The sequence below is a fragment of the Mucilaginibacter sp. P2_D11 genome, assembly GCF_056404435.1.
Map to the genome: position 1 here is coordinate 52,845 of NZ_JBFUEA010000002.1, position 24,261 is coordinate 77,105.

Genomic DNA, 24,261 nt, shown 5'->3' on the forward strand with positions numbered 1-24,261 from the left:
CTCAAGAGGGCTTCGCCGTTTTAATGATTAAATGATTTCGCTGATTGGCTAATGGAATTTGTTCTAATCAACACCTGTATCGATATTTTCAGTAGGTGAAATAGCGTTTCCATTGTTTTTTCTGATTCCTTTTATGGAATCCTGGTCGGCCTTGCATCTTACCTGCAAAACCAGCCAATTATGAAACGATTTTCCTTACACACACTCCTGCTGATACTGTTCTTTACCGCCGCCCGTGCGCAATCGCCGCAACTTACTGTTGATGGCAAAAGCAACAATGGCGTTAAGCTGCAAAACCTTAAGATAGATGTGGCCATTTACGGCAACATCAGCCGCACCACCTGGCAAATGACTTTTTTTAACTCCACGGCTCAGGTGCTGGAGGGCACGCTTACCTTCCCGCTTAAAGATGGTGTAAGCGTGAGCCGCTATGCGCTGGATATGAACGGCAAGATGCGCGAAGCCGTACCGGTAGACCGCGGCAAGGGCACGGTAGTGTTCGAATCGATTGAACGCCGCAGGGTTGACCCCGGATTGCTGGAAAAAGTAGCCGGTAACACCTTCCGCACGCGTATATACCCCATCAACCCCAACAGCACCCGCACCATCATCATCGGGTACGAAGAAGAGATACCCATGGCGGCCAACGGCAGCCTTCAATTTACCCTGCCGCTGAATTTGCAGGATACCGTTAAAACCTTCGCGCTTACGGCATCGGTTGTGCAAAGCGCAACCGCGCCGATAACCGATGATACCAGCAGTTATGCGCTCAAATTCGATAAGCATCAGAACACCTATACCTCGTCCATCGAAAAAAGCAACTACACCCCGGGCCATACGCTATCGTTCTACATCCCCAAACCAAAAGATGTTGCCGAAGTGATGATACAGGCGCAGGGCAATAAGTATTACTGGTTTGTTAATACGGCCATCCCGGCCAATACCATCAGCAAGCCCTTGCCGCATAGCATCGGCCTGTTATGGGATGCCTCGCTCAGCGGCGCAGGCAGGGATATCAAAAAAGAAATTGCGCTGCTGGATGCTTACTTCAAAAAAATCGGCAATGTGCAGGTGAGCCTCGTCGCTTTCAGTAACGCCATCATCAAGAACAAAAGTTATACTATCGCCAATGGCAATTGGGCCGCGCTGAAAGCCGACCTGGAACAAACCGTTTACGATGGTGCAACCAACTTTGGCAAGCTGGACCTGGCTAAAATCCCCGCAGATGAATACCTGCTGATAAGCGACGGACACCAAACCTTTGGCGAGGGGCAGATAAACCTGGTGCACAAGCCGGTGTATTGTATCAACTCCTCTGCCGCTGCAGATTACAGCAACCTTAAACAGCTAGCCCTTAAAACCGGCGGGGGATTGATAGACCTCACCCGCGACGATGATGCCAAAGCCATGAATGCCCTCATCGTGCAGCCGCTGCGCTTTTTAGGCATAAAGGCAGGCAGCACGGTTGATGATAGTTACCCATCGCTGCCCGTTAGCGTAAATGGTGCTTTCTCTATAGCAGGCATCACCAAAAACCCCAACCAAACCATTACCCTGCAATATGGCTATGGCAATAAAGTAAGCATCGAAAAACAGGTTACGCTCGATTTGCAGGCGAACCTGGTAGATAATGTGGATGTAGCCAAACTTTGGGCGCAAAAGAAAATAAGCGAGCTCGACATCAATTACGACGACAACCGCCAGGAGATAGAATCCCTGGGCAAACGTTTCGGCATCGTAACGCGCAATACATCACTCATCGTGCTGGAAACCGTTGCCGATTATATACATTACGGCATAGAGCCGCCTGCCGAACTGCGTGCCGAATACGACGCCGTGATGAAACAGCGCAGGAACAAAGACATCGATAACGACCGGGCGAACCCGGCTACCGCCAAACTGCCCGCAGCAGAAGAGATGCTGAAAACCCTTACCCAATGGTGGAATACCGATTTTACCCCGAAACCAGAGCCAAAACCCGTTAAACCGGTAAAACTCAAGCAAGCCGTGGCTGTGCAACCTGTTAGTCCCGGCAACAGCACAAGCGGGAGCACCCGCGTAGTAAGGGGCACGGTGAGGGGACGGATTACAGATTCGGGCACGGGCCTGCCCCTGGTTGGCGCAACCGTAACTGTGCGTCGCAATGGCGCAACAGCAACCACCCAGCAATCGGGTAATTATATTATGGATGTAAGGCCGGGCGACATCATCAAAGTATCCCGCGCAGGATACAATGCCGAGGAAATGAACATCGGCGATAATGAAGTGTTGAATTTTAGCCTCATTAAAGCAAGCAACAATACTGCGCAAACCACGCGGACCGACACGGCAAGGGCCCAAACCAGCACGTCGCCCCCATTACGGGCTACGGGACCAGGCCCGCGCATACAGGGCCGTATAACCGATAAAGCCGATGGGCAGGTATTACCGGGTGTAACCGTTAGGGTAAAAGGAACAAACACAGGCACCCAAAGCGATGTAGCGGGCAATTTTAGTTTGAACGCCCCCGCAGGCAGCGTGTTGCAAGTATCTTATATCGGGTATAACAAACAGGAAATAATCGTTGGCAGCAGGCATGTTTTTGATTTGCGATTAGAGGCATCCAACAACGCATTGAACGAGGTGGTGGTTGTGGGTTATGGTGCACAGCGGAGAAAAGATGTTACGGGTTCGGTGACAACAGTAAGCCCTATGACTTATGAAAGGATGGATGCACCGGCCGTAATAGGTAACGCTCAGGCACCAGATGGACATCTGCAGGGGCGTGTTGCAGGTACGCCAATCCAAAGCCCGACTTCAGGGTTTTCCAATGGCTTAAGCGCCAAAGTTGCGGGCTTAGCTGTGCAAACAGATGGCTTGCTACAGGGCCAGGCCAACGGTGTTACCGTATCAGTGGAAGGCGCGCCGGGCAGCACCAGCGTGGTGGTAAGGGGCGCATCTACTATTAGTGGCGGCCAGCCCCTATATATAGTCGATGGCGTGCAGACAAGCAGCATAGCCAACTTAAACCCATCCGAAATCGAATCGATAAATGTACTGAAAGATGCGGGCGCAACCGCAATTTATGGCTCAGCAGGCAGTAACGGTGTTGTTGTGGTAACAACCAAAGCCGGCGCAGCCGCAAAGCCATTGGCGCAAAGGGCAGATAGTGTTGCCAGCGATCCGGTACTCGCGCAAGATATCAATATCACCTACAAAGCACCGGATGCCGATTACCTTAAAGCCATACGCAACGCGGGCAAAACGGGCCAATACCAAAAATACCTGGAACTGCGCGCGGCCAATGTGGGCAACCCGGTCTACTACTTTGATGTGGCCGATTACTTCCTGAAAACCGGTAATACAGAGCAAGGCAGCCGCATCCTGAGCAACCTGGCCGAAATGGGCCTCGACAATTACGAGCTATACAAAATGCTGGGCTATAAATTAAAGCAGCTGGGCGATTATGAGGGCGAAGTATTTGCCTTTAAGAAAGTGATGGAACTGCGCCCGCTGGATCCGCAAAGCTTCCGCGACTACGGGCTGGCTCTGGAAGATGCCGGCTATCATCAACAAGCTTTAGATGTGCTTTATAAAGCCATGGTAAGCAGGTACACCGATGATGCCGAAGACCTGTACGACGGCATAGAAGAGATAATGCTGCCCGAGATAAACCGCATCATCGCACTGAACAAAAACAAGCTTAACCTCAAAAGCATACCCAAAACCGTGATCAAAAACCTGCCCGCCGATATACGCATCGTGATGGACTGGAACATGAACAATACCGATATTGACCTTTGGGTAACCGACCCTAACGGCGAGAAATGCTACTACAGCCATAACCGCACCGCACTGGGAGGCCGCATATCCGATGACATGACGCAGGGCTTCGGCCCGGAGCAATTCCTGCTTAAAAAAGCTATAAAGGGTACCTATAAGATAGAAATCAATTACTATGGCGACAGGCAAGCCACCATTGCCGGCCCAACCACGGTAATGGCCGAACTATATACCCATTACGGTACGCCGCAGGAGAAAAAAGAGCTCATTGTATTGCAAATGAAAAAAGGCGATAACGGCGGCGTTTACATCGGCGACCTGGATTTTAAATAGGTGTAATCGTGCCTGTTGAGGGGCAACATCACCCGGTCAAAAAACAAAAACGGCCCAGAATAAAATTTGCCTCTGTGTCCTTTGCGTTTCTTTCTTTGTGACCTTTGTGTTAAATTTTACCACAAAGGTCACAAAGTTCGCAAAGATGTATTCCTGACAAAATTTCAATTTGTTGTTCAACAGGCGTTTTGATTTGATACCGCCTCTGAATTGCTTCCGCAGAAAATCTGGAACGAATCTCATATTTGGGCGGTGTTTTACCTGTAAAGTGAACATTTTTTGGCGGCGTTTATTTTTTTCGCTTATTTAGCAGCGCTAAACCATACACATGAAAATATTATACATAGCAACTGCATCATTTATATTCTTACTCTCTGCCTGCAAAGATACCCCTAAACTAAACCTCACCATAAAAGCCAACGGCATAAACAACGGCGTGGTGATATTAAAACAGGCTAACGAAATAACATTCAACGAACAGCTCAAAAACGGCGAGTTGATTATTAACAAAGGCCTGCAGGCGCCGGGCTATTATACCCTAACGGTTATAGATAGCGACAAGCCCATTACCTCTAAGATAGCTTACGATATATACCTGGAAAACGGTGATTACGTGGTAAATGCCAATACCGCCAACCCGGCAGAATATCCGGCGGTAACCACCACATCGACCACACAAAAAGAATTATCCGATTATTATAAAATCGCCTATACCTACGCCGGGGACTTGGATGCCAAGATAGACCAGGCCATTCGTTACCTGCAAACCAGTGCCGCCAGGGCACTCCCGGCAGATAAACGCGCTAAAATCTACGCCGATACCCGCGAATTGCAACGCCAGCGCCGCGACCTGGACCTTAAAATCATCAAAGAATACACGGATAAATACCCCAAGGCCACCATCGGCGCGCACGTTATAGCGCAGGCCTACTTCCCCGAGCATCCGGAAGAGTACAATGCCATTTTTCAGAAACTGCCTGCCGATGTTAAAACCAGCGACGACGGCCTCAAAATAAGCAACAAGCTTGGCCCTGTATTACAGCAAATTGCCGGTGCCGACGCGCCCGAAATTGTGGGCAGCACCCCGGCCGGGAAACCGTTCGATAAAAAGACCATCAACAAAAAAATCATCCTGGTAGAGTTTTGGAAACCGGGCAACGGCACCAGCGACATGACACACGCCAGGCTGGTGCAGGGCATTATACTAACCCCGGCAGATAATGCCAAACTGGCCATTATAAGCGTAGCCATAGCAGATAAAACGAGCGATTGGCTGGCAGCCATTAAGAAAGATAATGCGCCTTTTATCCAGTTAAGCGATGGCAAAGGCGATGCATCGCCAAACGTTACCGCATGGGAAATAAAAAGCCTGCCGACGTACTGCCTGTTAGATAAAAACTGGAAAATGATAAAAGCCAACGTACCCTTTGGCGAGATTGACACCGAGGTGCACGATTATTTGCGTAAGAAGTGAGTGGTGAATGGTGAGTAGTGAGTGGTTAGATAGTGGCGGCATCCGCGGCTTTACGCCGAAACAAAACCACTCTCTACTCACTCAATCAACCACTCACCGTCCACTAACCTATAGCAATCACCTTATCCTTCAACACTCCAAAAATACTGTCGTTCTTCTGGCTGCGGATGGCCACTTTCCCGGTGAATTTACCGAAAGAGGGGAGTATGGCCTGATTTTTTCCGAAGGCGAAACAGGGTAGCGTAATGCTTTGCCTGCCGCGCCCTATCAGGTTTACACCGGGATGAATATGCCCGCATAAAACGTAACCGCCCTCGGGCCTTACTGTTGGATCGGCGAGAGGGTGGTGCAGCATCAGGAAGGGGCCTACGCTCAATTCTTCTGTCAACACGATATCCAGGTCGAGGTAATGCCGGTCGTGGATGATGTCATGGTTTCCTTTCACCAGTATGATCTGCAGTTTGGGGAACTGCCTGCGCCACATCACAAACCAATCCCAATCGGCATTCAGGTCGCTATGAAACAAATCCCCCAGGAAAATAATTTTTTCAGGCCGATGCTCGGCAATCAGGTCCGATAGCATGGCCAGGTCGTCTTGCTCCATATCGCGCGGTACCGCAATCCCGGCCTTACGAAAATGCCCCACCTTGCCCAAATGCACGTCCGCTGCAATCAGGGCCTTTTCCTGTTGCCAGTAAATAGCCTTCTGTGGCAGCAATAGTAAATCCTGTTCCAGAAAATTAAAGGGGGTACCCGCACTCATCATCATAACGGGGCAAAGATAGCCAGGCCATGGCAAACAAGCGCAGGCTGGGGCCAAAAAATCAAATCGCTTTACGGGGGAGGCAAGGATCAACACACGGCATCAGGATGCCTTTGTCAGCGTAAACAGACCTGGAAAAAGCTGGAAAGTTATAGCTAAACTCTGCGCAAAAGCTGGAAAAAGCTGGAAAGTTTTTTGAGCCCGAAAACGGACTAATTACCCAAAAACGGCCATTCCATGCAAATTTCGCCCTTTTTGCCATTTGAGGGAAAAGGCCCGAAAAACACCGAAAAAGCAAAGAAAAACACAGAAAAACGCGGGTTTTTGAAGGTATTTTGGAAAATTTAAGCCTGCGGCAGCGGCGACAAACCGCACGTAATCTTTTCCCGGGCCGGCTCAATCCCGCCGAATTTGTCCAACATTTCTATAAAATAAACCTGGACAAAAATCTGTGTTTTTTACGGTTGCTTTTCGATGATTTGCTTCAGGTTTTGCAGGCTTTCGTTAAGGTCCTTCCCCAGCATTTCGCCCATATCCATAAATATCATTATGGCGTTCATGGGGTAAGGCATCTTGCTGGCGAAGCCCCATTTTACCACCGTGGTGTTATCTGTGGTAGGTTCGGTTATCATATATGAATCTGAAACCGCTGCAAATGGGCGTATAAAGGTTATCTGCACATCTATCCTGTGGGCATCCTCAATTTTGGTAATTACCTGTTCGCCCTGCCCGGCTTGTTTATCGCCATCCCAGGCGTAGGCAAAGCCCAGGGTGCCGTCTTCGCCTCGGTAATCTTTGCGGGCCATGGGGTCGCGCATTACCCATTTGTTATAGTTGTCCATGTTTTTAAGGTACTTAACATACCCAAAAACCTGCGCAACCGGCGTGTTGATGGTAATTTGCCGCTCCACAGCATAGTCCCTTTTGGTAAAGGCTGCGGCCAGCAATACGATAACTATTACCGCTACGACAATAGCTAAGATGATAAGGATGATGCTCATGATTAACAGGGGGCTTTATAAAGGGAAAGGTAATTATTTTTCCGAACTAAAAACGCCCCAGTTCACGCCGAATTTATCTGTCAGATTCCCCATGGTGCCTGCAAAAAACTCCATTAAAGGGTGGGTAACTTTGCCGCCTTGGCTTAACTTATCAAAGATGTTTTGCATCTCGGCTTTGGTATCGCAGCTGACTATCAGCCGGATGTTGCCCGAGCCCATTGCCTGGTTATTCCCGGGCAAATCGGTGCCGTTCAGCGTAAAATCCGGAGCCTCTAATGTGGCATGCAATATCTTATCCTGGTGCGAGGCCGGGAACATCTCTGCCATCGGCGATTCGCCCACTACCTGCAGCGCCAGTTCGCCGCCGATAATATCTTTGTAAAAGGTCATCGCTTCGCGGCAGGTATCGCTAAACCCGATGTATGCATTAACTTTTGGCATGGCTTATAATTTTGGTTAAATAAATATATAGGTTTTAAATAAGTATTTCGCAATGGCAACCATTCTGTTTCAATAGTTCGATGACACCGTTAGGGCAGAAGGTATCGCCTTCAACCCGCAGCACACGGTCGCAATCTTCCAGGTCGAAATTTACCCGGCAAACTGAAAAACGCGCGACAATCAAGCCCATCAGCATCCGCGACCGGCTCAAATCATTCACATCCGTTTTAAAAACTTCTATCATCAGTATTGGCTAACAACACAAAGGTGCAGCGCATCTGCCTAAGCTACAGGGTGCTATTACGACATTATAAGGGGTTGATTGCGACGATGTTTCCACTTATTTTTGATACCATGAAGCACATATCAATCCTTATACCGCAGGGCAACGTAAGCTTAAGCAATATCGAATCGACGTATAAGATGTTTACCGAGGTGAACAATGCCTTCGCCAGGATGAACAAAGCGCCTTTGTTTAAGATACAGCTGGTTGGGCTAAGCAAGGAAACCACGCTAAGCAATGGCCTGTTTGTGATAAAGCCCGATTACACGCTGAGCGAAGTTATCAAAACAGATATGATCGTAATCCCCGCGGTGCATGGCGATATGGCAAAAGTAGTAAGCGACAACCAGGATTTTGTCCCCTGGATAATTAAGCAATACAAAGGAGGGGCCGAGGTGGTATCCTTATGCATCGGCGCGTTCATACTGGCATCTACAGGCTTGCTTAAAGGCCGCAACTGCACCACGCATTGGCTGGCGGCCGCGGAGTTCAGAACTATGTTCCCCGATGTTAACCTGATGCCCTATAAGATCATCACCGATGAGGGCGGCATTTACACCAGCGGCGGCGCATACTCATCACTCAATTTACTGCTTTACCTCATCGAAAAATTCTCGGGCCGCGATATGGCCATCACCTCCTCTAAAATGTTCGAAATCGATATTGAGCGCAACAGTCAATCGTTGTTCATCATCTTTCACGGGCAAAAAAGCCATGACGATGATGCCATCAAACGGGCCCAGGAGTTTATAGAGTTGAATTATCCCGAAAAAATAACGGTGGACCACCTGGCATCTACCCTGGCCATGAGCCGCCGCCACCTGGAGCGCCGGTTCAAAAAAGCAACATCAAATACCGTTGTTGAATACCTGCAGCGTGTGCGTATAGAAGCTGCCAAGATGAGCCTGGAAACTCTGCGTGAGAACGTGAACGAAGTGATGTACAACGTGGGCTATACCGATACCAAAGCCTTCCGCGAAACCTTCAAGAAGATAACGGGCGTATCGCCGGTAGAGTACCGAAACAAATACAGTAAAAACGCTGCGGCGACGGTGTAATAAATGTTGATCCCTTCTGCGTATTTCTATTTCATATTGAATAAAATACCTGTAATATTATCGGAAATTATATTTCCTGATAAATGCTGAAATTCTCGTTTAAAGGAGAAGCGCGGGCTGTAGTCATCGCGCTGGGATTCCTTTTTGTGCCTGTTTTTGGATATCCGCAGAATGCTGCGCAACCGAAGCCCTTGCCGCAGCTATTAGCCGAGCTGAAAAACCAGCCCGATAACCTTGCCCTTAAAATGGAAGCAGCCAAAGCTTACCTGAAAAAAGGCGTTGCCGATACCGCCGAAACATTGTTGAACGAGGTTGCGCAGGCCGCCACACAAACCCACAACGACAAAGCTTACGTAAATTCGCAAATTACGCTGGCTCGCATGTATGCCGATAAGGGCGAAAACGTGCGTTCGCTGCAGATATATCAAAAAGCACTTAAAAAAGCTGATGAAGTTGGCGACAAAAGCGCCACAGCACATATCTACAAAGGCATAGGCGCCTTATACATCAGCTGGAAAAAGTTCAACGATGCGTTGAGTTATTATAATAATGCTGAAAAAATAGCCCTGGATATTAATGAGGCCGAATTGGTGGCCGACTGCCAGAACAACAAGGGCATTGTTTATGAACAGCAACTAAAGTATAGCGAAGCCATTGCTGCTTACAAAAACGCGCTTGATGTTTACACCACACAAAACATTCCGGCAAAAATAGCCATGGCGCTAAGCAATGTGGCCATCGTTTATAAGTTCCAGAAGAACTATGCAGCATCGCTCGATTATAATTTCAAGGCGATAGCCTTGTCGGCAAAAACAGGCGATGAATGGATGATGGCCGCCACTTACAACAACATCGGCAGCCTGTACACCCAAATGGGCAACCAGCAAAAAGCGCTGGAGTACTGCGATAAGAGCCTGCAGCTTGCCAAAAAGATAAACGCACTAGAGATAGTAGAAACCGCTTATGAAAGTATGGCCGATGCGTATGAAAAGAACGGCGACTACCAAAACGCGCTTAAGTACCACCGGCTATTCGCAGCCGCTAAAGACCAGTTCATCAACCTGGATAATACCCGCCAGCTATCAGAGCTAAATATAAAATTCGAAACGGAAAGGAAGCAAAAGCTGATACAGCAGCAGCAGTTTGAAATTACACGCAAAAACTATTGGCTGTACGGCTCGGTAATATTGCTGGTGCTGGGCGCTTTTGTGGCTTACCTCATCATACGCAATAACAAGCACAAGCAGGAAAAACGGTTGCAGGCAGAGGTATTTAAACAGCAGGAAATTGCCACTAAATCGCTTTTTGAGGGCGAGCAGAAGGAACGCATACGCATTGCCCGCGATTTGCACGATAGCATAGGCCAGATGTTATCGGTAGTAAAAATGAACATATCGGTGTTGCAATACCAGCATCCGCAAGAGCCCGCAGCCAATAACGCGCTGGACCTGGTTGATAAAACCATAGCCGAAGTGCGCCATATATCGCACAACCTTATACCCGAGGGGCTTAATTTTGGCCTGTTTGCCGCTTTGCAGGAGCTTTGCGACAAGATAAACCTTGCCGGCGAAACCGAAGTGTCGCTTACGGTGCCTGATGAGGTACGCACCTACCAATTTGCCCAGCCCAACCAGCTATCCATCTACCGTATTGTACAGGAGGTGCTGAACAATATGATAAAACATGCGGGAGCCACGCATATCGATATCGACATCGTAAAGAACCAGGACAACCTTACCCTGGCCATACGCGATAATGGGCAAGGTTTCGATACCGGAACTATAAATCAATCAAAAGGCATAGGATGGAAGAACATTGCGGCACGCGTAAACCTGTTGGATGGTAATATGCAGGTGCACAGCGAACGCTTGAAAGGCACCAAAATAGAGATATTCATCCCTGGTGTGTAAAACTATTGCCTATTTGTAAACATTAAACCTAAGATTAACATTAGCTTAATATCCATTTTTGTACGTTTGCTCAAATTCCACAATATATGGTTTCAGCGTTCCGTAAGTTATTCGTGCCTAAAGAAAAAGCTTTCTTCGATCTGTTCGATCAATCTTGCTCAATCAACGTGCAAATGGCAGAGTTGCTATTCAAGATGGTAAGCAGCGAAGTTGCGGATCACCATCTGGAACTTAGCCAGATAAGCCGCCTTAAGCAAAACGGCAACGAAACCAAACATAAGGTCTACCTTGCTTCAGCAAAGGCTTTCGTATCGCCGTTCGCACGCAGCGATATGTATGCGCTGGCTTCATCCATCAATAATATTTGCGATTATATCCATATCTCATCCCGCAGGTTCAATTTGTTCCAGTCGGAATTAGCTACCCCTGCTATCAAAGAGCTGTCCGGTATCATCATCGATAGCTGCAAGGAGCTGCAAGCCGCCGTAACAGGCCTTAGCAATTTGAACAACTCTGATGCGATAAAAGAGAACTGCAATAAAATAAAACAGTTGGAGCATTATGCCGACGTAGTTTCGGCGAAGGCGGTTAGCGCGGTAATGTCTACGGAAAAGAACTCGGTAGAACTCATTAAATACACCGAGATACTGGCCGCGCTGGAGCGTACTACCGACAAGTGTGAGCACGCTACCGTGGTGATAGAGAGCATCATCATCAAAAATAAATAGTTGTATATCAGGCAATAAAACCACCCAATGTTAACAACCCCGCGCGCTGTTAACATAATGATAACATGGAATTAACCTACTCTTCATCTATCTTTGCGGCATAATTTGCAGCTATGAAAAAAGATAAACTGAAATCACTGGTTAAATCAGCCAAAAAAAGCACAACCAAAACCATCCAGGCCTCCCTTACCGCTCAATTGAAAGATACAGCCGAAAAACTGGGCGTAACATCTAAAAAAATCACCAAAGAGATAGAGAAAAGCGCTAAGAAATTAGCCAAAAAGCTTTCTGCCGAAATTAAGGTAGATAAAGTTGCTATTGCGGCCACCGCCGAAACCGCAGCTGTTGCAGTACCGGCAGCCGAGCCTGCGAAACCAGCAGCGCCGAAAGTAGCAAAAGCCGCACCAGCTAAGCCCAAAGCCGAAAAAGCAACCGTTTAAGTTTACTTATCTGATTATGGTAACCGCACCGGAGATAACTTTACCGGCCGCCAGGTTCACCAGGTAATAATATACCCCGCCGGGGCATGCCGCGCCGCTATCATCTGCACCGGCCCACGCCCCGGCGTTCCCCATTGCATGGAACACCATTTGCCCGTTACGGTTGTAAATCTTTAGCCTTGCATCGGGGTACGCCTGTTGCCCCGGGAACGACCAGGTATCGTTTACGCCATCGCCATTGGGCGTAAATACATTTGGGCTTGATGCCACCACCGGGATATTTATCTGCACCGTAACCGCTGCGGAGGTAACTGTATTTGATGCCGTGCAATCGGCATTGCTTATCAGCGTGCAGGTTACCTGGTCGCCGTTTTTAAAGGTCGGGCTGGTGAATACCGCATTGCCCGTACCCGCTTCCGCGCCATTCACTTTCCACAGATACTGGGGGTTCGTTCCCCCATTTTTTATACTTGCTGTAAAGATTATCGCCGTACCTATTGTGGCCACTGTAGTGCTTGCTGCTATGCTTACCTCCGGCATAACCAGCGGGATGTGTTGCACCACAAGAGGCTGGCTTATGCCCACAGGCGACACCTGGCATATTTTGGCATTGCTTACCACGCTGCAGGTTACCAGGTCGCCGTCTTTCAAAGTGGCAGAAGTAAACGTACTTGCCAAAGCCCCCGTAACAGCAGTATTGTTTACGTACCATTGGTAGGCGGGTGCATCGCCTGCGTTTATGGGTGTAGCGGTGAACATTAGCGGCGTGCCTTCGCAGGGCGTCGCCGTGTTCAGCGCAAGGGTAACCGCAGGATTTTCTACCGGTATATCGTCTATAATAATCGGGGCGCTTTCTACTACGGGCGTGGTGATGCAGTTATCGCTGCTGGTCATTTCGCAGGTCACCCTATCCCCTTTTTTTAAGCCCGTGGGCGAAAAGGGTGCGAGCGTTGTGCGGGGCGGGCCGGAGTTTATGCCGTTCACTTTCCATTGATAACTCGGGAACTCGCCATTATACGTTGGTGCAGCGTTAAAAACAGGGTCGGGATAGTCCGCACAGACAACATTGGAGCGGGTAGAGATAACGATAAGCGGCTCCTTAAGGTTAGTTATAGTTACCGAATTGGAGTTTACCACGCAACCGCCAACTGTAATTATCTTCACGTAATAGGTGCCGGCAACATCCCCGGTGTAGGTAAACGGTGTTGTTGTTTGTTTGGCCAGCGACGTGCCATTTTCGAATATCCACTCTACCGAAGCTATGGGTTCGGTTGCGGTCGCGGTAAGCGTGCTGCCAATGCAGGTAGTACCGGTTAAGTTGCCAATAACCGTGCAGCCGTTTATTTTTTTTGGTTTGTCTTTTTTTGTGGTATCGGTTGAGGTTAGAGCCGATGGAAATTTTGAGGCAAGAGGGCACCCCTTACCGGCGCTGCCAAACGCAGCAACCGTATAAAAAATTATGAAAAATAAAATAGCAGCAATGCCGTGCCTCACGTATCGGGTTAATTGGTATTGCTAAAAATAGCAAATTAAGCATACTAATGCCTATAAATTACATTTTTACGCAGGGCCGATATTGCAATGTGGCTGAATGGCAAACCTATTTCGCCGCCACCGCTTTCCAATAGGTATTGCGCCAGGTGCGTTGTGCGGCTTCGCTCAAAAACGTCCAGGCTACTATGCGGCTTGTTTTTTGGCCCTGCGCCATCGTGATGGTTTTTACCTCGAGGGCTTTTGCCTTGTTCAACGCACGGTAAACGGCGTCCAGGCTGTCCTTTTTAGATACCAGGGTAGAGAACCACAGCACCCTATCGGCAAACAGCGTGCTTTGCTCGGCCATGTTGCGGATAAATGCCACCTCGCCGCCGGGGTACCAAAGCTCGGTGTTTTGCCCGCCAAAGTTAAGCGTTGGCTGCTGCGACTTGCCATTGTTCAGGTTTTGGAGTTTCTTAAGGGTACCTGCCAGCGCCTCCTTTTGCGAGGCATGGAACGGCGGGTTGCAGATGGTGACGTCATAAATCTCGCCTTGCGTAATGGCACCTTTAAATATGTTAGCCTTATTACTTTGCGGCCTTATCTTGATAGCAGAGCTGAAGGCGGGGTTAGCGGTGGCTATCTTATTGGCCGAGCGGATGGCATCCGCATCGGTATCGGTGCCCGTAAACTGCCAGCCGTACACGCTGTGCCCAATCAGGGGGTACACGCAATTTGCGCCGGTACCTATGTCCAATACTTTTATGCTTTTACCTGTCGGGATTGCGCCGTTGTTGCCTTCGGCCAGCAAATCGGCTATGTAATGGATATAATCTGCCCGGCCGGGGATGGGTGGGCAAAGGTAACCTGCCGGGATGTCCCAATAGTCCACCCCGTAATAAAGTTTCAGCAGGGCCTGGTTAAGGGTTTTCACCGCATCCGGAGCCGCAAAATCTATAGATTCTATCCCATGCTGGTTAAGCGCCACAAAAGATTTGAGGGCCGGTAGTTCTTTTATCAGCTTATCAAAATCATAGCCCGCGCGGTGCAGGTTGCGGGGATGTAAGCTTTCTTTTTCGGCGGGTTTCTGTTTTTCGATGGGCGGCATGATGGGTGTATTAAAATGCGAATATCGGGATAATTCCGATGGTTAAGCTAATCGGCTATTCTTCGGCTGTGGGCGGACTAGACAAACCAGATGCGCTCGCCTTCCCCCGCGTTTGTAGCAAAGCCCTTAAAGATATTTGTGTTGTTGGCATTCATAATATGATCCCTTTATACTTTAATGATGATATTCATCCCGAACCAATTTATTTTTGTGCTGCTAATTTTATTTCACCATATCTCCCTGCATAAAAATCACGGTAGGCATCTGCTATTTCGGCCTGTGAGTTCATCACAAAAGGGCCTTCCGCGATCACAGGTTCTGTATATTCTTCGCCACCAAATAACAGGATATCAATAGCTATCTGAGAGGTGTTTTTTATTTCAATTTCTCCAGCGCTCCTATCAAATTCTACAAACTCCCCCTTTTGAAATTCGGTGTCGTTTAGTATTGCATTTTGTGTGGGCAAAAAAGCAGCAACTTCTGTTTCGTTTTCAATTTCTATAGATAGGTGTTTGCCTGCTTTCAATTGAATGTGATACAAAAACTGCCTGGAATAATTCGGGATCTTCGAACTCAACTCTTCATAGGTCCCAACAATAACCTTTAACCAGCCACTTTCATTGGGCAATTCTTTTTTGGGGACTTCGCCAGCTTGCACAGCGATATGTACAGGCTTTTCAGCTTTATTTTTGGAAGGTAAATTTATCCAAAATTGAAACCCCTGAATAAATTTGCTCTCTGTTTGGGAGTCATAATTTAAATTTTCATCGTGGATTATTCCAGTACCTGCTTTCATCCATTGTGCACCTCCCGAACGGATTATCGCCTCATTTCCGGCACTATCAAAATGCTCTACTTCGCCTTGAAGAATATAGGTTAAAGTTGCAATGCCCCTGTGTGGATGAGCTCCCATACCGTTCCGGGTAATGGTTTCTTTAATGACCGGGACCACATAATCCAGAAACACAAAGGGGCCAACCTTGCTAGCATACCGATTAGGTAACATGCGCTGGATAGCCAAAGAGCCTACCGCAGCAATATTGCCTTTTGTTGAGAAACTCGTTTTCTTTTTCATTTTTTAACTGTTTTTACTCAGCCATTCCCGAAGGGTCACAAATTCACCGGTGGCAATGTCTTTTGCCAGATCAATCCGTAACGCTGAGCCTGGCCCCATGTAAGTGTGTTTCTCAAAATACCCAAACATTTCAGCGAGTTCTTTTGCCCCATCAAAAAAAGTGGAGAACAATTCAACCGGCACCTGTGAAAAGCTGTACGCTTTGCCATTGGCTTTATAGGCCTCAATAATATCATTGAAACTATTCAGCTCCGTTGCAATTGAAAGATAAGTGCCATTTCCAACTTTTTCGGGCTGCAAGAATGCACCGGCAACTACTTTTCCAAGGTCATTGATGTCTGACATGTGGATGGCTTTTATTGTCGGGTCAATCGGTAATGTCCAGCCGGTTGTGCCATCCTGTTTTAGTTGTGGCCCCAACATTCCAACAAAATTTTGATAATAAAATGGTGGCTGAACAAATGTTGAGTATTTAAACCCGGCACTTTTCACCAGGTCATCCACCTTTGCTTTTAAAGTAAAATGCGGCACTTCAAATGCTGCTTCACTAATGAGCTCCACATCCGGAAGTGTTGACCAGATAAAATGCTGCACTCCAGTTGCTTTTGCCGCTTCAATGGCATTATTACCCTGGGTAATTTCGTCTGCACCTTCCCAAAAGTTGGTTACCACAAATACACCATAAGCATTTGTAAAAGCATCTTTTAACGATTGCAAATCTTGCAGATCTGCATAAACTGCTTCATTTGCCTTGCCTGTATATTTTTCCGGATTACGGGTTATTGCTCTTACATTAAAAGAGCCTTCATCTACAAGGGCATTTACAACACCCTTGCCTTGTGAGCCTGTTGCTCCAACTACTACTATTGTCTTTTTCATTTGCTTCTTTTTATGATGTAAAATTGCAGCAATAACACACCTTAAAACGATGAGAAATGATAAAAAAAACCGTTGATAAATGTCAACGGTTTTTGTAAAACCAAAATTTGAAATAGAAGTTATTTCAGCGCTTGTTTTCTGATTCTGCTTAATGTTTCTTTGGTTATGCCCAAAAAAGAAGCAATGAGATGTTGGGGAAATCGTTGAATAAATTGAGGGTGGTTATCGGCAAATTCTTCATAGCGTTTTTCTGCTGAATTGCTAATGGTAGAATTTAACCTTCGTTGAGAAGCGATGAAGCTTCTTTGATCCATTAATCTTGTCATTTGTCCAAATGAAGGTACGTTTTCTATCAAATCCAGCATGTCTGCTACTGTAGCAACGAGTAATTCCGTATCTTCCCAGGCGTCAATATAATATCTTGATGGAGTAAGCATGACAGCACTTTCACGATCGCTTGCCCAATAATTTTCAATGTATAACTGCACAATATGCTCCACACCTTTGTCATCTACGCTATATTGTCGCATAGCACCTTTTACAATAAAACCAACATATTTACACACATTGCCTTCTTCCAAAAAGTATTGCTTTTTCCTGAGCTTTTTAGGTTGGAAAACAGCTACAATTATCGCTTCTTCTTCACTTGTAAGTGGCGAGGTTGCGCGTTGGTTGATATATGCTAATAGGTTTTTGTGCATTGACTTTAATTAATATCAAACTTAACCGAAATGCAAAGATATATTTCACTTCGCTAATACCGGTACTCTCTTTAAAAGCAAATGTCGACCGGTAAAAAAGTAAAATTCATCAAAAAATAAATCAATTAGCAGATTAGTCTTTTAAATAGTAGTATCTGCTTATGGCTGGTAGTGTCGCTGCATCATTGAGATACAATCTCAGAAGTAAATTCTCATTCTTTCGACTTGAGGTTTTTTACTTTCATTTGTAACCTTTGATATTATCAAACCGCTTAATCGCCTCGGCCATGATTAGCTAATATGTTTTGTGCAGACGATTGTAATAAAAATAACTAAATAAAGCCCTCTAAATGGCCCTACAACTCTAAAAAGACGCTTTTCCGTTTTTTGTGGTCCTTAGACTACAAGACTCGAACTCTTTTATGGCAGATTTGGATTGTGCGGCGCAAGTTTAGAGGATAATATCGATTAAAAAGATATATAGCTATATGTGTATTTAGCGAACAAAAAGCGTAGATTTATTTTGATATGAAATTAAGTAATTCTTTTAGCGGGGCACTGAGAACGTTCGCCTACTTCATGGCAAGCGGCAGTCAATATACTCTTGAGGGAGTAGATTATCTATCTTTATACGGTAATGAACCCAGTGCCATAGAACAAGTTTTCGCAATTTATGCTAATGTGATTGAATTGGATGATACCGGGAACGTATTAAATGCCAAATATGCGGAAAAAAGAGCAACTGATTATTTACGTGCCTACTGTGATTCGTCGTTCAACGTTGATCCTCCATTTGAAGATTGGGAAGTCGCTCTCCATGAACCGCCACCATTGAAAGATAACGGTTGATAAAATATTTTGTCTGCTTTTACGTGAATTGAACTAACATTTATGAGGTTTTACTTTTTCAGATTAATCCTTAGCTGTTTACTGCTATGCTTGTCATCTTTGGCATGTAATCAATCACAATCGATTGATTCTGCAAAAAAAACAGTTTATATAAAAAATGAAGATGGCAAATATTTATTGTATCGTAACGGTGAGCCATTTTTCGTAAAAGGGGCGTCAGGTTTTACAAACTTGAAACAACTGAGTGCCGCCGGAGGCAATACGATAAGGGTTTGGGATACAGTAAATTTAAGGAGTATTTTAGATTCGGCCCAGGCCAATCATGTAGCCGTTATAGCCGGTTTACCATTGCCCCCGGCTGAAAACATAGATGGCTTTTACAAAACACCAAAGGCTAATGCTTATACAAAGCAGATTACTGGCATTATTGAGCGCTTTAAAAACCATCCCGCGCTATTGGCATGGTGCCTGGGTAATGAGCTCTCATTTCCTAACAGTCCAAAATACAGGCAGTTTTATACCATATATAATGGTTTGATTGACATGATTCACCAGAGCGATCCCCAGCATCCGGTGACGACAACCATAATGTCTTTTCAAAAGAAAAATATTATGAACATTAAGCTGCGGACAAACATTGACTTCATATCCTTCAATATTTTTGGCGCCATTCGAACCTTAAAAGAAGATCTTGAAAAATTCAAGTGGTTTTGGGACGGGCCATTTTTAATTACTGAATGGGGAATTGAAGGCCCATGGCTTGCGGAAAATCAAAATGCATGGGGCGCTTATATTGAAAACACAAGCACGAAAAAGGCGCAGCAATATCTTTCTAATTATGAAAAGTTTATGCCGGTTAATAATCCCAGGTTTTTAGGGTCAATGGTGTTTTATTGGGGGCAAAAACAAGAATTAACCCCAACATGGTTCAGCCTTTTTGATGCTAATGGTGCTGAAACAGAAGCCGTGCAAGTAATGCAGTATATCTGGACAGGTAAAAAGGCAACAGAAAAGGCACCTGCGCTTAAATTTATGCTGGTAGCCGGGAAAGGCGCAAAAGATAATATCATATTTAAACCGAATATCAAGGTTAACAGCAAGGTGTATTTTGAAAATGCTGATACAGTAGGTTTAACATTTAAATGGAAAATATTTGCGGAGGATTGGTTTAAACCAAATGGTGTTTTCAGCGAAAAAAAACCGAAGGAGATCAATAATTTAATTGTTGCGCAAAGCGGATCGGAGTTAAGCTTTAAAGTACCTGGTAAAGAAGGCCCCTATCGCATATTGGTATATGTTTATAATAAAAAAGGCTCTTTTGCTACTTCCAATACGCCTTTTTATGTGTTAAAAAATCCATGAATAATAAATTAATTAAAGCCCCCACTAAGTTACAGTTGGTTTATTTGAGGATGATGATTCTCATTGGTGTGTTTTGCATGCTTTTTTTTATACATAGCCTGCTCAGGGAATCGGTTATTGGTTACGAGCCGCTTTATTGGTTATTAATATCAACCTTTGTTTATACATTTTTTAAGGTATTGTATGAGTGGTATCACTACTGGTCAATATCTGTTCCTCCTGATCTACCGATAACTAAGCGGTATACTGTCGATATTTTTACCACATTCTGCGCCGGTGAACCATATGAAATGATTGTTGAAACCCTTACTGCCATTCAGGCGATAAGTTACCCTCATGAAACCTTTTTATGTGACGAGGCCAACGATCCATACCTGAAATCAGTGTGCGAAAAACTCGGAGTTCACCACGTAACCAGAACCAAAAAGATCAATGCTAAGGCAGGTAATATCAACAATGCATTAGCCCAGTCATCCGGAGAATTATGTGTGATTCTTGACCCTGATCATGTACCGGTACCTGAGTTTCTTGATCCGATAATTGCTCATTTCGACAATCCTGAAGTTGGTTATGTGCAAATTGTGCAAGCATATTACAATCAGCGAATTGGTTGGATAGCTAAAGGGGCGGCGCAACAAACCTATCAGTTTTACGGCCCGATGATGATGTGCATGAATAGCTATGGAACTGTTCAGGCTATAGGGGCCAACTGCACTTTCAGACGAACGGCCCTGGAATCTATTGGGGGGCATGCTGCGGGGCTGGCTGAAGACATGCATACCTCAATGCAGTTACATGCGCGCAATTGGAAATCTGTTTATGTGCCTGCTCTATTAACAAGAGGCTTGGTGCCAGCAACCTTATCGGCCTATTATAAGCAACAATTGAAATGGTCGCGAGGTGTGTTCGAGCTTCTGGTAACTTCTTACGTTAAGCTTTTCAAAAAATTCAGCTGGCGGCAAAAACTTCATTATGGCCTTTTGCCTCTGTTTTACTTATCTGGTTTTGTGTTTTTGATAAATTTTTCAATTCCGGTCATTTCCTTGTTTATGGATGCTTTTCCATTAAGAATGGACTTTTCGGAGTTTTTAATTATCAGTATCCCCTTTATAACTTCAATTATTTTGATCAGGCATTTTGTTCAGCAATGGGTAATGGAAGATAATGAGCGGGGATTTCATGTTGTGGGAGGATTGCTGCTTATTGGTACATGGTGGGTTTTTATATTAGGTTTTATTTATACCATTATCAGAAAGGATGTTCCTTACATCCCTACGCCCAAGGATGTTAGAGACGAAAAAAATTTAAAATATAATCTGCCCAATATTTTTGTGCTGGTAGTGTCTGTTGCCGCGATTGCTTACGGCCTTTATAACGACTGGAGCCCGTTTACATTGTTCATGGCTGGCATTGTTAGCCTGAATTGCATGTTCATGATCTTTATGCTTATGGCAAGTTCTGAACTTAAGTTTGACGGATACCTGGGTAAACATACCACATTATTTAGTGTTGTTTCGCAGGTAAAAAATGTTAAAAAACATTTTTGGCTGTTGCGGAGATGGATATATGGCGGCGTAAGGAAAATAAGCCTGTTACTTACAGTATTGGTGGTTTGCGTTAGCATATATTTCTCGCAGAATTCAGATGGTGATGGGGATTTTGATATTAAACAACATTCCCAGGTTTTTTATCCCTCCGCTCAAAAGCAGCCCTTATCCGACTCCCTGATAAATGCCGGTGAACAAGATGCAAATGATGAAAAGCAGGTATTAATATCCCCGTCATTTTTTTCGTCGGTTAAGGGTGTAATTTATTCTAAAGGAAATTACTGGTATAAAAATATAGTTCCGCTTACAAAAAAAACGATCGTCAATGATTTTGACGAAATGAGAAAAGCGGGGATAAATACCATAAAAATTTATGGGCCAAATATTTACGATAACTCAACATTTGATGCAGCGGAGCAAAACAATTTAAAGATCCATTATAGCTTTTGGTTGCCTGACGCACCAAACTTTATGAGTGATAGCAGTTACTTAAAAAAGCAATCTAAAATTATTCTTGAGGTTGTGAATGAAAATAAATTAAACGATAACATCAGTGCGTGGAACTTAGGCAACAGTAGTTATCAGCAATTGGCTCTATATTATCATGGGAAGCAATTGCAGGAGGCACAAAAACATTATATCAATTTTTTAAAATCTCTGGTGAAAGAAATTAAACTTGCAGACCCATCGAGGCCATTAACGCTCGATTTATTATCTTCTCCCAAACTTGCCCCAATTATCGGTTTATTACATGAACACATACCGGAAATAGATGCGTTTGGACTGATAATTAGTAACAAGCAGGAATTAAAGTTCATCAAATCAGATTTTAAAGCGCCCTTCTTTTTTAGTAGCGCTGATCCTTATGCGCTTAAAGACGTGCAGCCCCCTGGCGGAATTTTTTATGCCAACTGGCAGGATCAGCAAAGCGGCACAGCCATCACACTTGATGGGTTGAAAGACATATGGGGCCGAAACAAGCCTTACCTTTATAAAATAAGCAAAGGCTGGCAAGGGTCAATCGCGAACCATAACCTACCTCAAATAAAAATATTAAAACCTGCTTTAACCACGTTTCCGGGTGCATCGCTGCCCTATAACGCTTTGGTGTATTCATCCAACGAGTGGAACATCGCAGCTTACGCAAAAACCGGTTTGGCATTTGAATGGTATATTATTAAAACAGATAACTGGGGTAATGCTATTGATATGAAAAAAGTAGGGGATGGGCCAAAGGTATATATCACTATTCCGCAAAATAACGAGCGATACAGGGTGTACCTTGTAGCAGTAAAAGGTAACAATGAAGCCGAAGATTATACTACTTTAAATACACCGCTTCAAAATTAATTGTCAAGTGAAAAAAACCTCAAAAATTTATATATCAGTCGGTTTAGGTGTTTTATTTTTGTTGGTATCGCTGTTTGGTATTAAGCTTTTATTTAAAGACTATTTATTCAATACCTATTACCAAACCAACGAACAGGTTGCGGGTATCTTTGATCATAACAATTTAAGCAGGACCCTGCCTCTCCGGCCGATTATTTGTTACACGGCAGTATTCAATAATACCGCATTATGGTCAAGTAAAGGTAACTTAGAAACAGCATTAACTAACGAGGATGTATTAATCACCGTGGAAACATGGCTTAAGGGAGTAGATTATAACAATAACGTTTTAAAGGAGGTGATAAATGGCCGCTTTGATACCCAGATCAAAGAGTTAGCCGTTTTAGCTGCCAAAAGCCACCACCAGGTATTTATTCGCTGGAACCCGGATATGGAAGTGCCGGCCTATGTTTATCCGTGGCAATTCGGGTCGCCTGGAGATTACATTAACTCATTCCATTATTTTTCAAAAAAAATTAAAATGTACGCCCCAGGCGTTCGTATCATCTGGGGGCCTTCAGGTTATCCTGGCGACACGGAATACTGGCCGGGAAATAAGGCTGTTGATTATGTAAGCATAACACTCGGAAGCAAATCAGAGCTTAGTACTAACTTTTATCCGCAAGATAACTCAATTGCTGATATGTTAAAACATAAACTACATCGTTTGAGGTTTATTGATAAGCCGGTATTAATTATGTGTGGCGATATCGGAAAAACGCCACTGAAGGATAGTTTGCTTAACGGTCAAAAAAATTACTATAATCAACATTTTAATACCATCTACAGTAAAAATAATTATGCAGACAGCGCTAATAACAAGCCGGTAAGAAGCCGACTCAAAATCGGAGTATTTGATCCAAACAAACGATTGATCAACCAGCAAAGCATTAGCGTAGAGCATCTTTTTACCGATTGGGGCGAGGTTGTGCGAGGTGATTTTGAGAAGAAATTTTGGGAAGTTGTTAATCGCCGCCATGAAGTTATTGTGACGATGGAACCCTGGCGCGACATAAGCGGAAAGCCGGATACAGCCGTTTTGAAAAATATATTAAAGGGCCGCTATGATCAACAGATCAAAAAATTATTTAGCATAATTTCTTCCACAAAAACAATCGTTTATCTCAGGTGGATGCACGAAATGGAAATACCGATCCATAGGTATGCGTGGCAGAGCCAGGACCCTGTCACTTACATCAATGCATTCAGGTATTTTATGCAGTTTAATGGAGGGCCGGGGGAAAATGTTAAAAAGGTTTGGGGCCCTGCCGGTGACAGAGGCTCTGTAGACTTTTGGCCGGGAAGCGATGTGGTAGATTTTATAAGTATAGCCATTTATGGTTTGCCTGATAAAAATATTACCGATCCGGAGAAGCAGGAAGCCTTTAGTACTATATTTAATCGAAAATACTTCCGCATGCGGTTTCTTGATAAACCCTTATTTATAACTGAGTTCGGTGTAAAAGGACCAGAGCCTTTTCAAAATAAATGGCTTGCCGATGCTGCTAAAACAATAAATGCCAACCCTCACGTTTTTGGCATTTGTTACTTTAATTTGTATGACAACCCTAAAGCCTGGGGTAATATTAAAGCTCCCGACTGGAGTATCACGGCAAACTCTATGGCTAAATTTAGCAGTCTTTTGAAAGAGTAAGTATAGGTTTATACTGGATCGTGCGGCGAGT

19 protein-coding genes are annotated in these 24,261 nt (G+C 45.0%); 10 read left to right on the forward strand and 9 right to left on the reverse strand.

Going from position 1 to position 24,261, the window contains the following annotated elements:
* Positions 1-180: 180 nt before the first annotated feature.
* Both AC1DXC_RS03140 and AC1DXC_RS03145 read left to right on the forward strand, forming a co-directional pair.
* Complete coding sequence (locus AC1DXC_RS03140; protein WP_477457678.1) at positions 181-4,095, forward strand: carboxypeptidase-like regulatory domain-containing protein; 3,915 nt, start codon at positions 181-183, stop codon at positions 4,093-4,095.
* 328 nt (positions 4,096-4,423) lie between these two features.
* Complete coding sequence (locus tag AC1DXC_RS03145) at positions 4,424-5,569, forward strand: TlpA family protein disulfide reductase (RefSeq protein WP_477457679.1); 1,146 nt, start codon at positions 4,424-4,426, stop codon at positions 5,567-5,569.
* 103 nt (positions 5,570-5,672) lie between these two features.
* On the opposite strand, the gene pdeM is transcribed toward AC1DXC_RS03145, so the two are convergent.
* The 4 genes from pdeM to AC1DXC_RS03165 form a co-directional block, all read right to left on the reverse strand.
* Complete coding sequence (gene pdeM, locus AC1DXC_RS03150) at positions 5,673-6,338, reverse strand: ligase-associated DNA damage response endonuclease PdeM (protein WP_477457680.1); 666 nt, start codon at positions 6,336-6,338, stop codon at positions 5,673-5,675.
* Between the two features lie 452 nt (positions 6,339-6,790).
* A complete protein-coding gene (locus tag AC1DXC_RS03155) occupies positions 6,791-7,333 on the reverse strand; it encodes an SRPBCC family protein (protein WP_477457681.1) in 543 nt (180 codons plus the stop codon).
* A gap of 33 nt (positions 7,334-7,366) precedes the next feature.
* Positions 7,367-7,774 carry a VOC family protein gene (locus AC1DXC_RS03160; RefSeq protein ID WP_477457682.1) on the reverse strand — a complete coding sequence of 136 codons (408 nt, stop codon included), beginning with the start codon at positions 7,772-7,774 and terminating at the stop codon, positions 7,367-7,369.
* A 34-nt stretch (positions 7,775-7,808) separates the two neighbouring features.
* Positions 7,809-8,018, reverse strand: a complete 210-nt coding sequence (locus tag AC1DXC_RS03165) for a hypothetical protein (RefSeq protein ID WP_477457683.1) — start codon at positions 8,016-8,018, stop codon at positions 7,809-7,811.
* Positions 8,019-8,128: 110 nt separating this feature from the next.
* Between AC1DXC_RS03165 and AC1DXC_RS03170 the strand changes: the two genes are divergently transcribed.
* The 4 genes from AC1DXC_RS03170 (at position 8,129) to AC1DXC_RS03185 (ending at position 12,193) form a co-directional block, all read left to right on the forward strand.
* Positions 8,129-9,115 carry a GlxA family transcriptional regulator gene (locus tag AC1DXC_RS03170; protein WP_477457684.1) on the forward strand — a complete coding sequence of 329 codons (987 nt, stop codon included), beginning with the start codon at positions 8,129-8,131 and terminating at the stop codon, positions 9,113-9,115.
* An 83-nt stretch (positions 9,116-9,198) separates the two neighbouring features.
* Positions 9,199-11,025 (forward strand): tetratricopeptide repeat protein, encoded by a 1,827-nt coding sequence (locus AC1DXC_RS03175; protein ID WP_477457685.1) that lies wholly within the window; start codon positions 9,199-9,201, stop codon positions 11,023-11,025.
* 86 nt (positions 11,026-11,111) lie between these two features.
* Positions 11,112-11,753, forward strand: a complete 642-nt coding sequence (locus tag AC1DXC_RS03180) for a DUF47 domain-containing protein (protein ID WP_477457686.1) — start codon at positions 11,112-11,114, stop codon at positions 11,751-11,753.
* Positions 11,754-11,866: 113 nt separating this feature from the next.
* On the forward strand, positions 11,867-12,193 hold the full coding sequence (locus AC1DXC_RS03185) for a hypothetical protein (RefSeq protein ID WP_477457687.1): 327 nt from the start codon (positions 11,867-11,869) through the stop codon (positions 12,191-12,193).
* A 6-nt stretch (positions 12,194-12,199) separates the two neighbouring features.
* Here the strand turns inward: AC1DXC_RS03185 and AC1DXC_RS03190 are convergent, their stop codons facing one another.
* From AC1DXC_RS03190 to AC1DXC_RS03210, 5 genes are all read right to left on the reverse strand, one after another.
* The gene (locus AC1DXC_RS03190) at positions 12,200-13,687 is read right to left on the reverse strand and encodes a gliding motility-associated C-terminal domain-containing protein (protein WP_477457688.1); all 1,488 of its coding nucleotides are present in this window, start codon (positions 13,685-13,687) and stop codon (positions 12,200-12,202) included.
* 106 nt (positions 13,688-13,793) lie between these two features.
* Positions 13,794-14,774, reverse strand: a complete 981-nt coding sequence (rlmF, locus tag AC1DXC_RS03195) for a 23S rRNA (adenine(1618)-N(6))-methyltransferase RlmF (protein WP_477457689.1) — start codon at positions 14,772-14,774, stop codon at positions 13,794-13,796.
* A gap of 202 nt (positions 14,775-14,976) precedes the next feature.
* Positions 14,977-15,849: a pirin family protein gene (locus AC1DXC_RS03200; protein WP_477457690.1), complete on the reverse strand. Its 873-nt coding sequence runs from the start codon at positions 15,847-15,849 to the stop codon at positions 14,977-14,979.
* A gap of 3 nt (positions 15,850-15,852) precedes the next feature.
* Positions 15,853-16,728, reverse strand: a complete 876-nt coding sequence (locus AC1DXC_RS03205; protein WP_477457691.1) for an NmrA/HSCARG family protein — start codon at positions 16,726-16,728, stop codon at positions 15,853-15,855.
* Positions 16,729-16,847: 119 nt separating this feature from the next.
* Positions 16,848-17,429 carry a Crp/Fnr family transcriptional regulator gene (locus tag AC1DXC_RS03210; protein WP_477457692.1) on the reverse strand — a complete coding sequence of 194 codons (582 nt, stop codon included), beginning with the start codon at positions 17,427-17,429 and terminating at the stop codon, positions 16,848-16,850.
* A 528-nt stretch (positions 17,430-17,957) separates the two neighbouring features.
* On the opposite strand from AC1DXC_RS03210, the gene AC1DXC_RS03215 reads away from it, so the two are divergent.
* From AC1DXC_RS03215 to AC1DXC_RS03230, 4 genes are all read left to right on the forward strand, one after another.
* A complete protein-coding gene (locus AC1DXC_RS03215; RefSeq protein WP_477457693.1) occupies positions 17,958-18,278 on the forward strand; it encodes a DUF7677 family protein in 321 nt (106 codons plus the stop codon).
* Positions 18,279-18,368: 90 nt separating this feature from the next.
* The gene (locus tag AC1DXC_RS03220; RefSeq protein ID WP_477457694.1) at positions 18,369-19,640 is read left to right on the forward strand and encodes a glycoside hydrolase family 2 TIM barrel-domain containing protein; all 1,272 of its coding nucleotides are present in this window, start codon (positions 18,369-18,371) and stop codon (positions 19,638-19,640) included.
* Entirely contained in the window at positions 19,637-22,537 is a 2,901-nt protein-coding gene (locus AC1DXC_RS03225) for a glycosyltransferase family 2 protein (RefSeq protein WP_477457695.1), read from the forward strand. The genes AC1DXC_RS03220 and AC1DXC_RS03225 overlap by 4 nt, the downstream gene beginning before the upstream one ends.
* Before the next feature lie 7 nt (positions 22,538-22,544).
* Entirely contained in the window at positions 22,545-24,230 is a 1,686-nt protein-coding gene (locus AC1DXC_RS03230) for a glycoside hydrolase family 26 protein (RefSeq protein WP_477457696.1), read from the forward strand.
* Positions 24,231-24,261 lie beyond the last annotated feature (31 nt).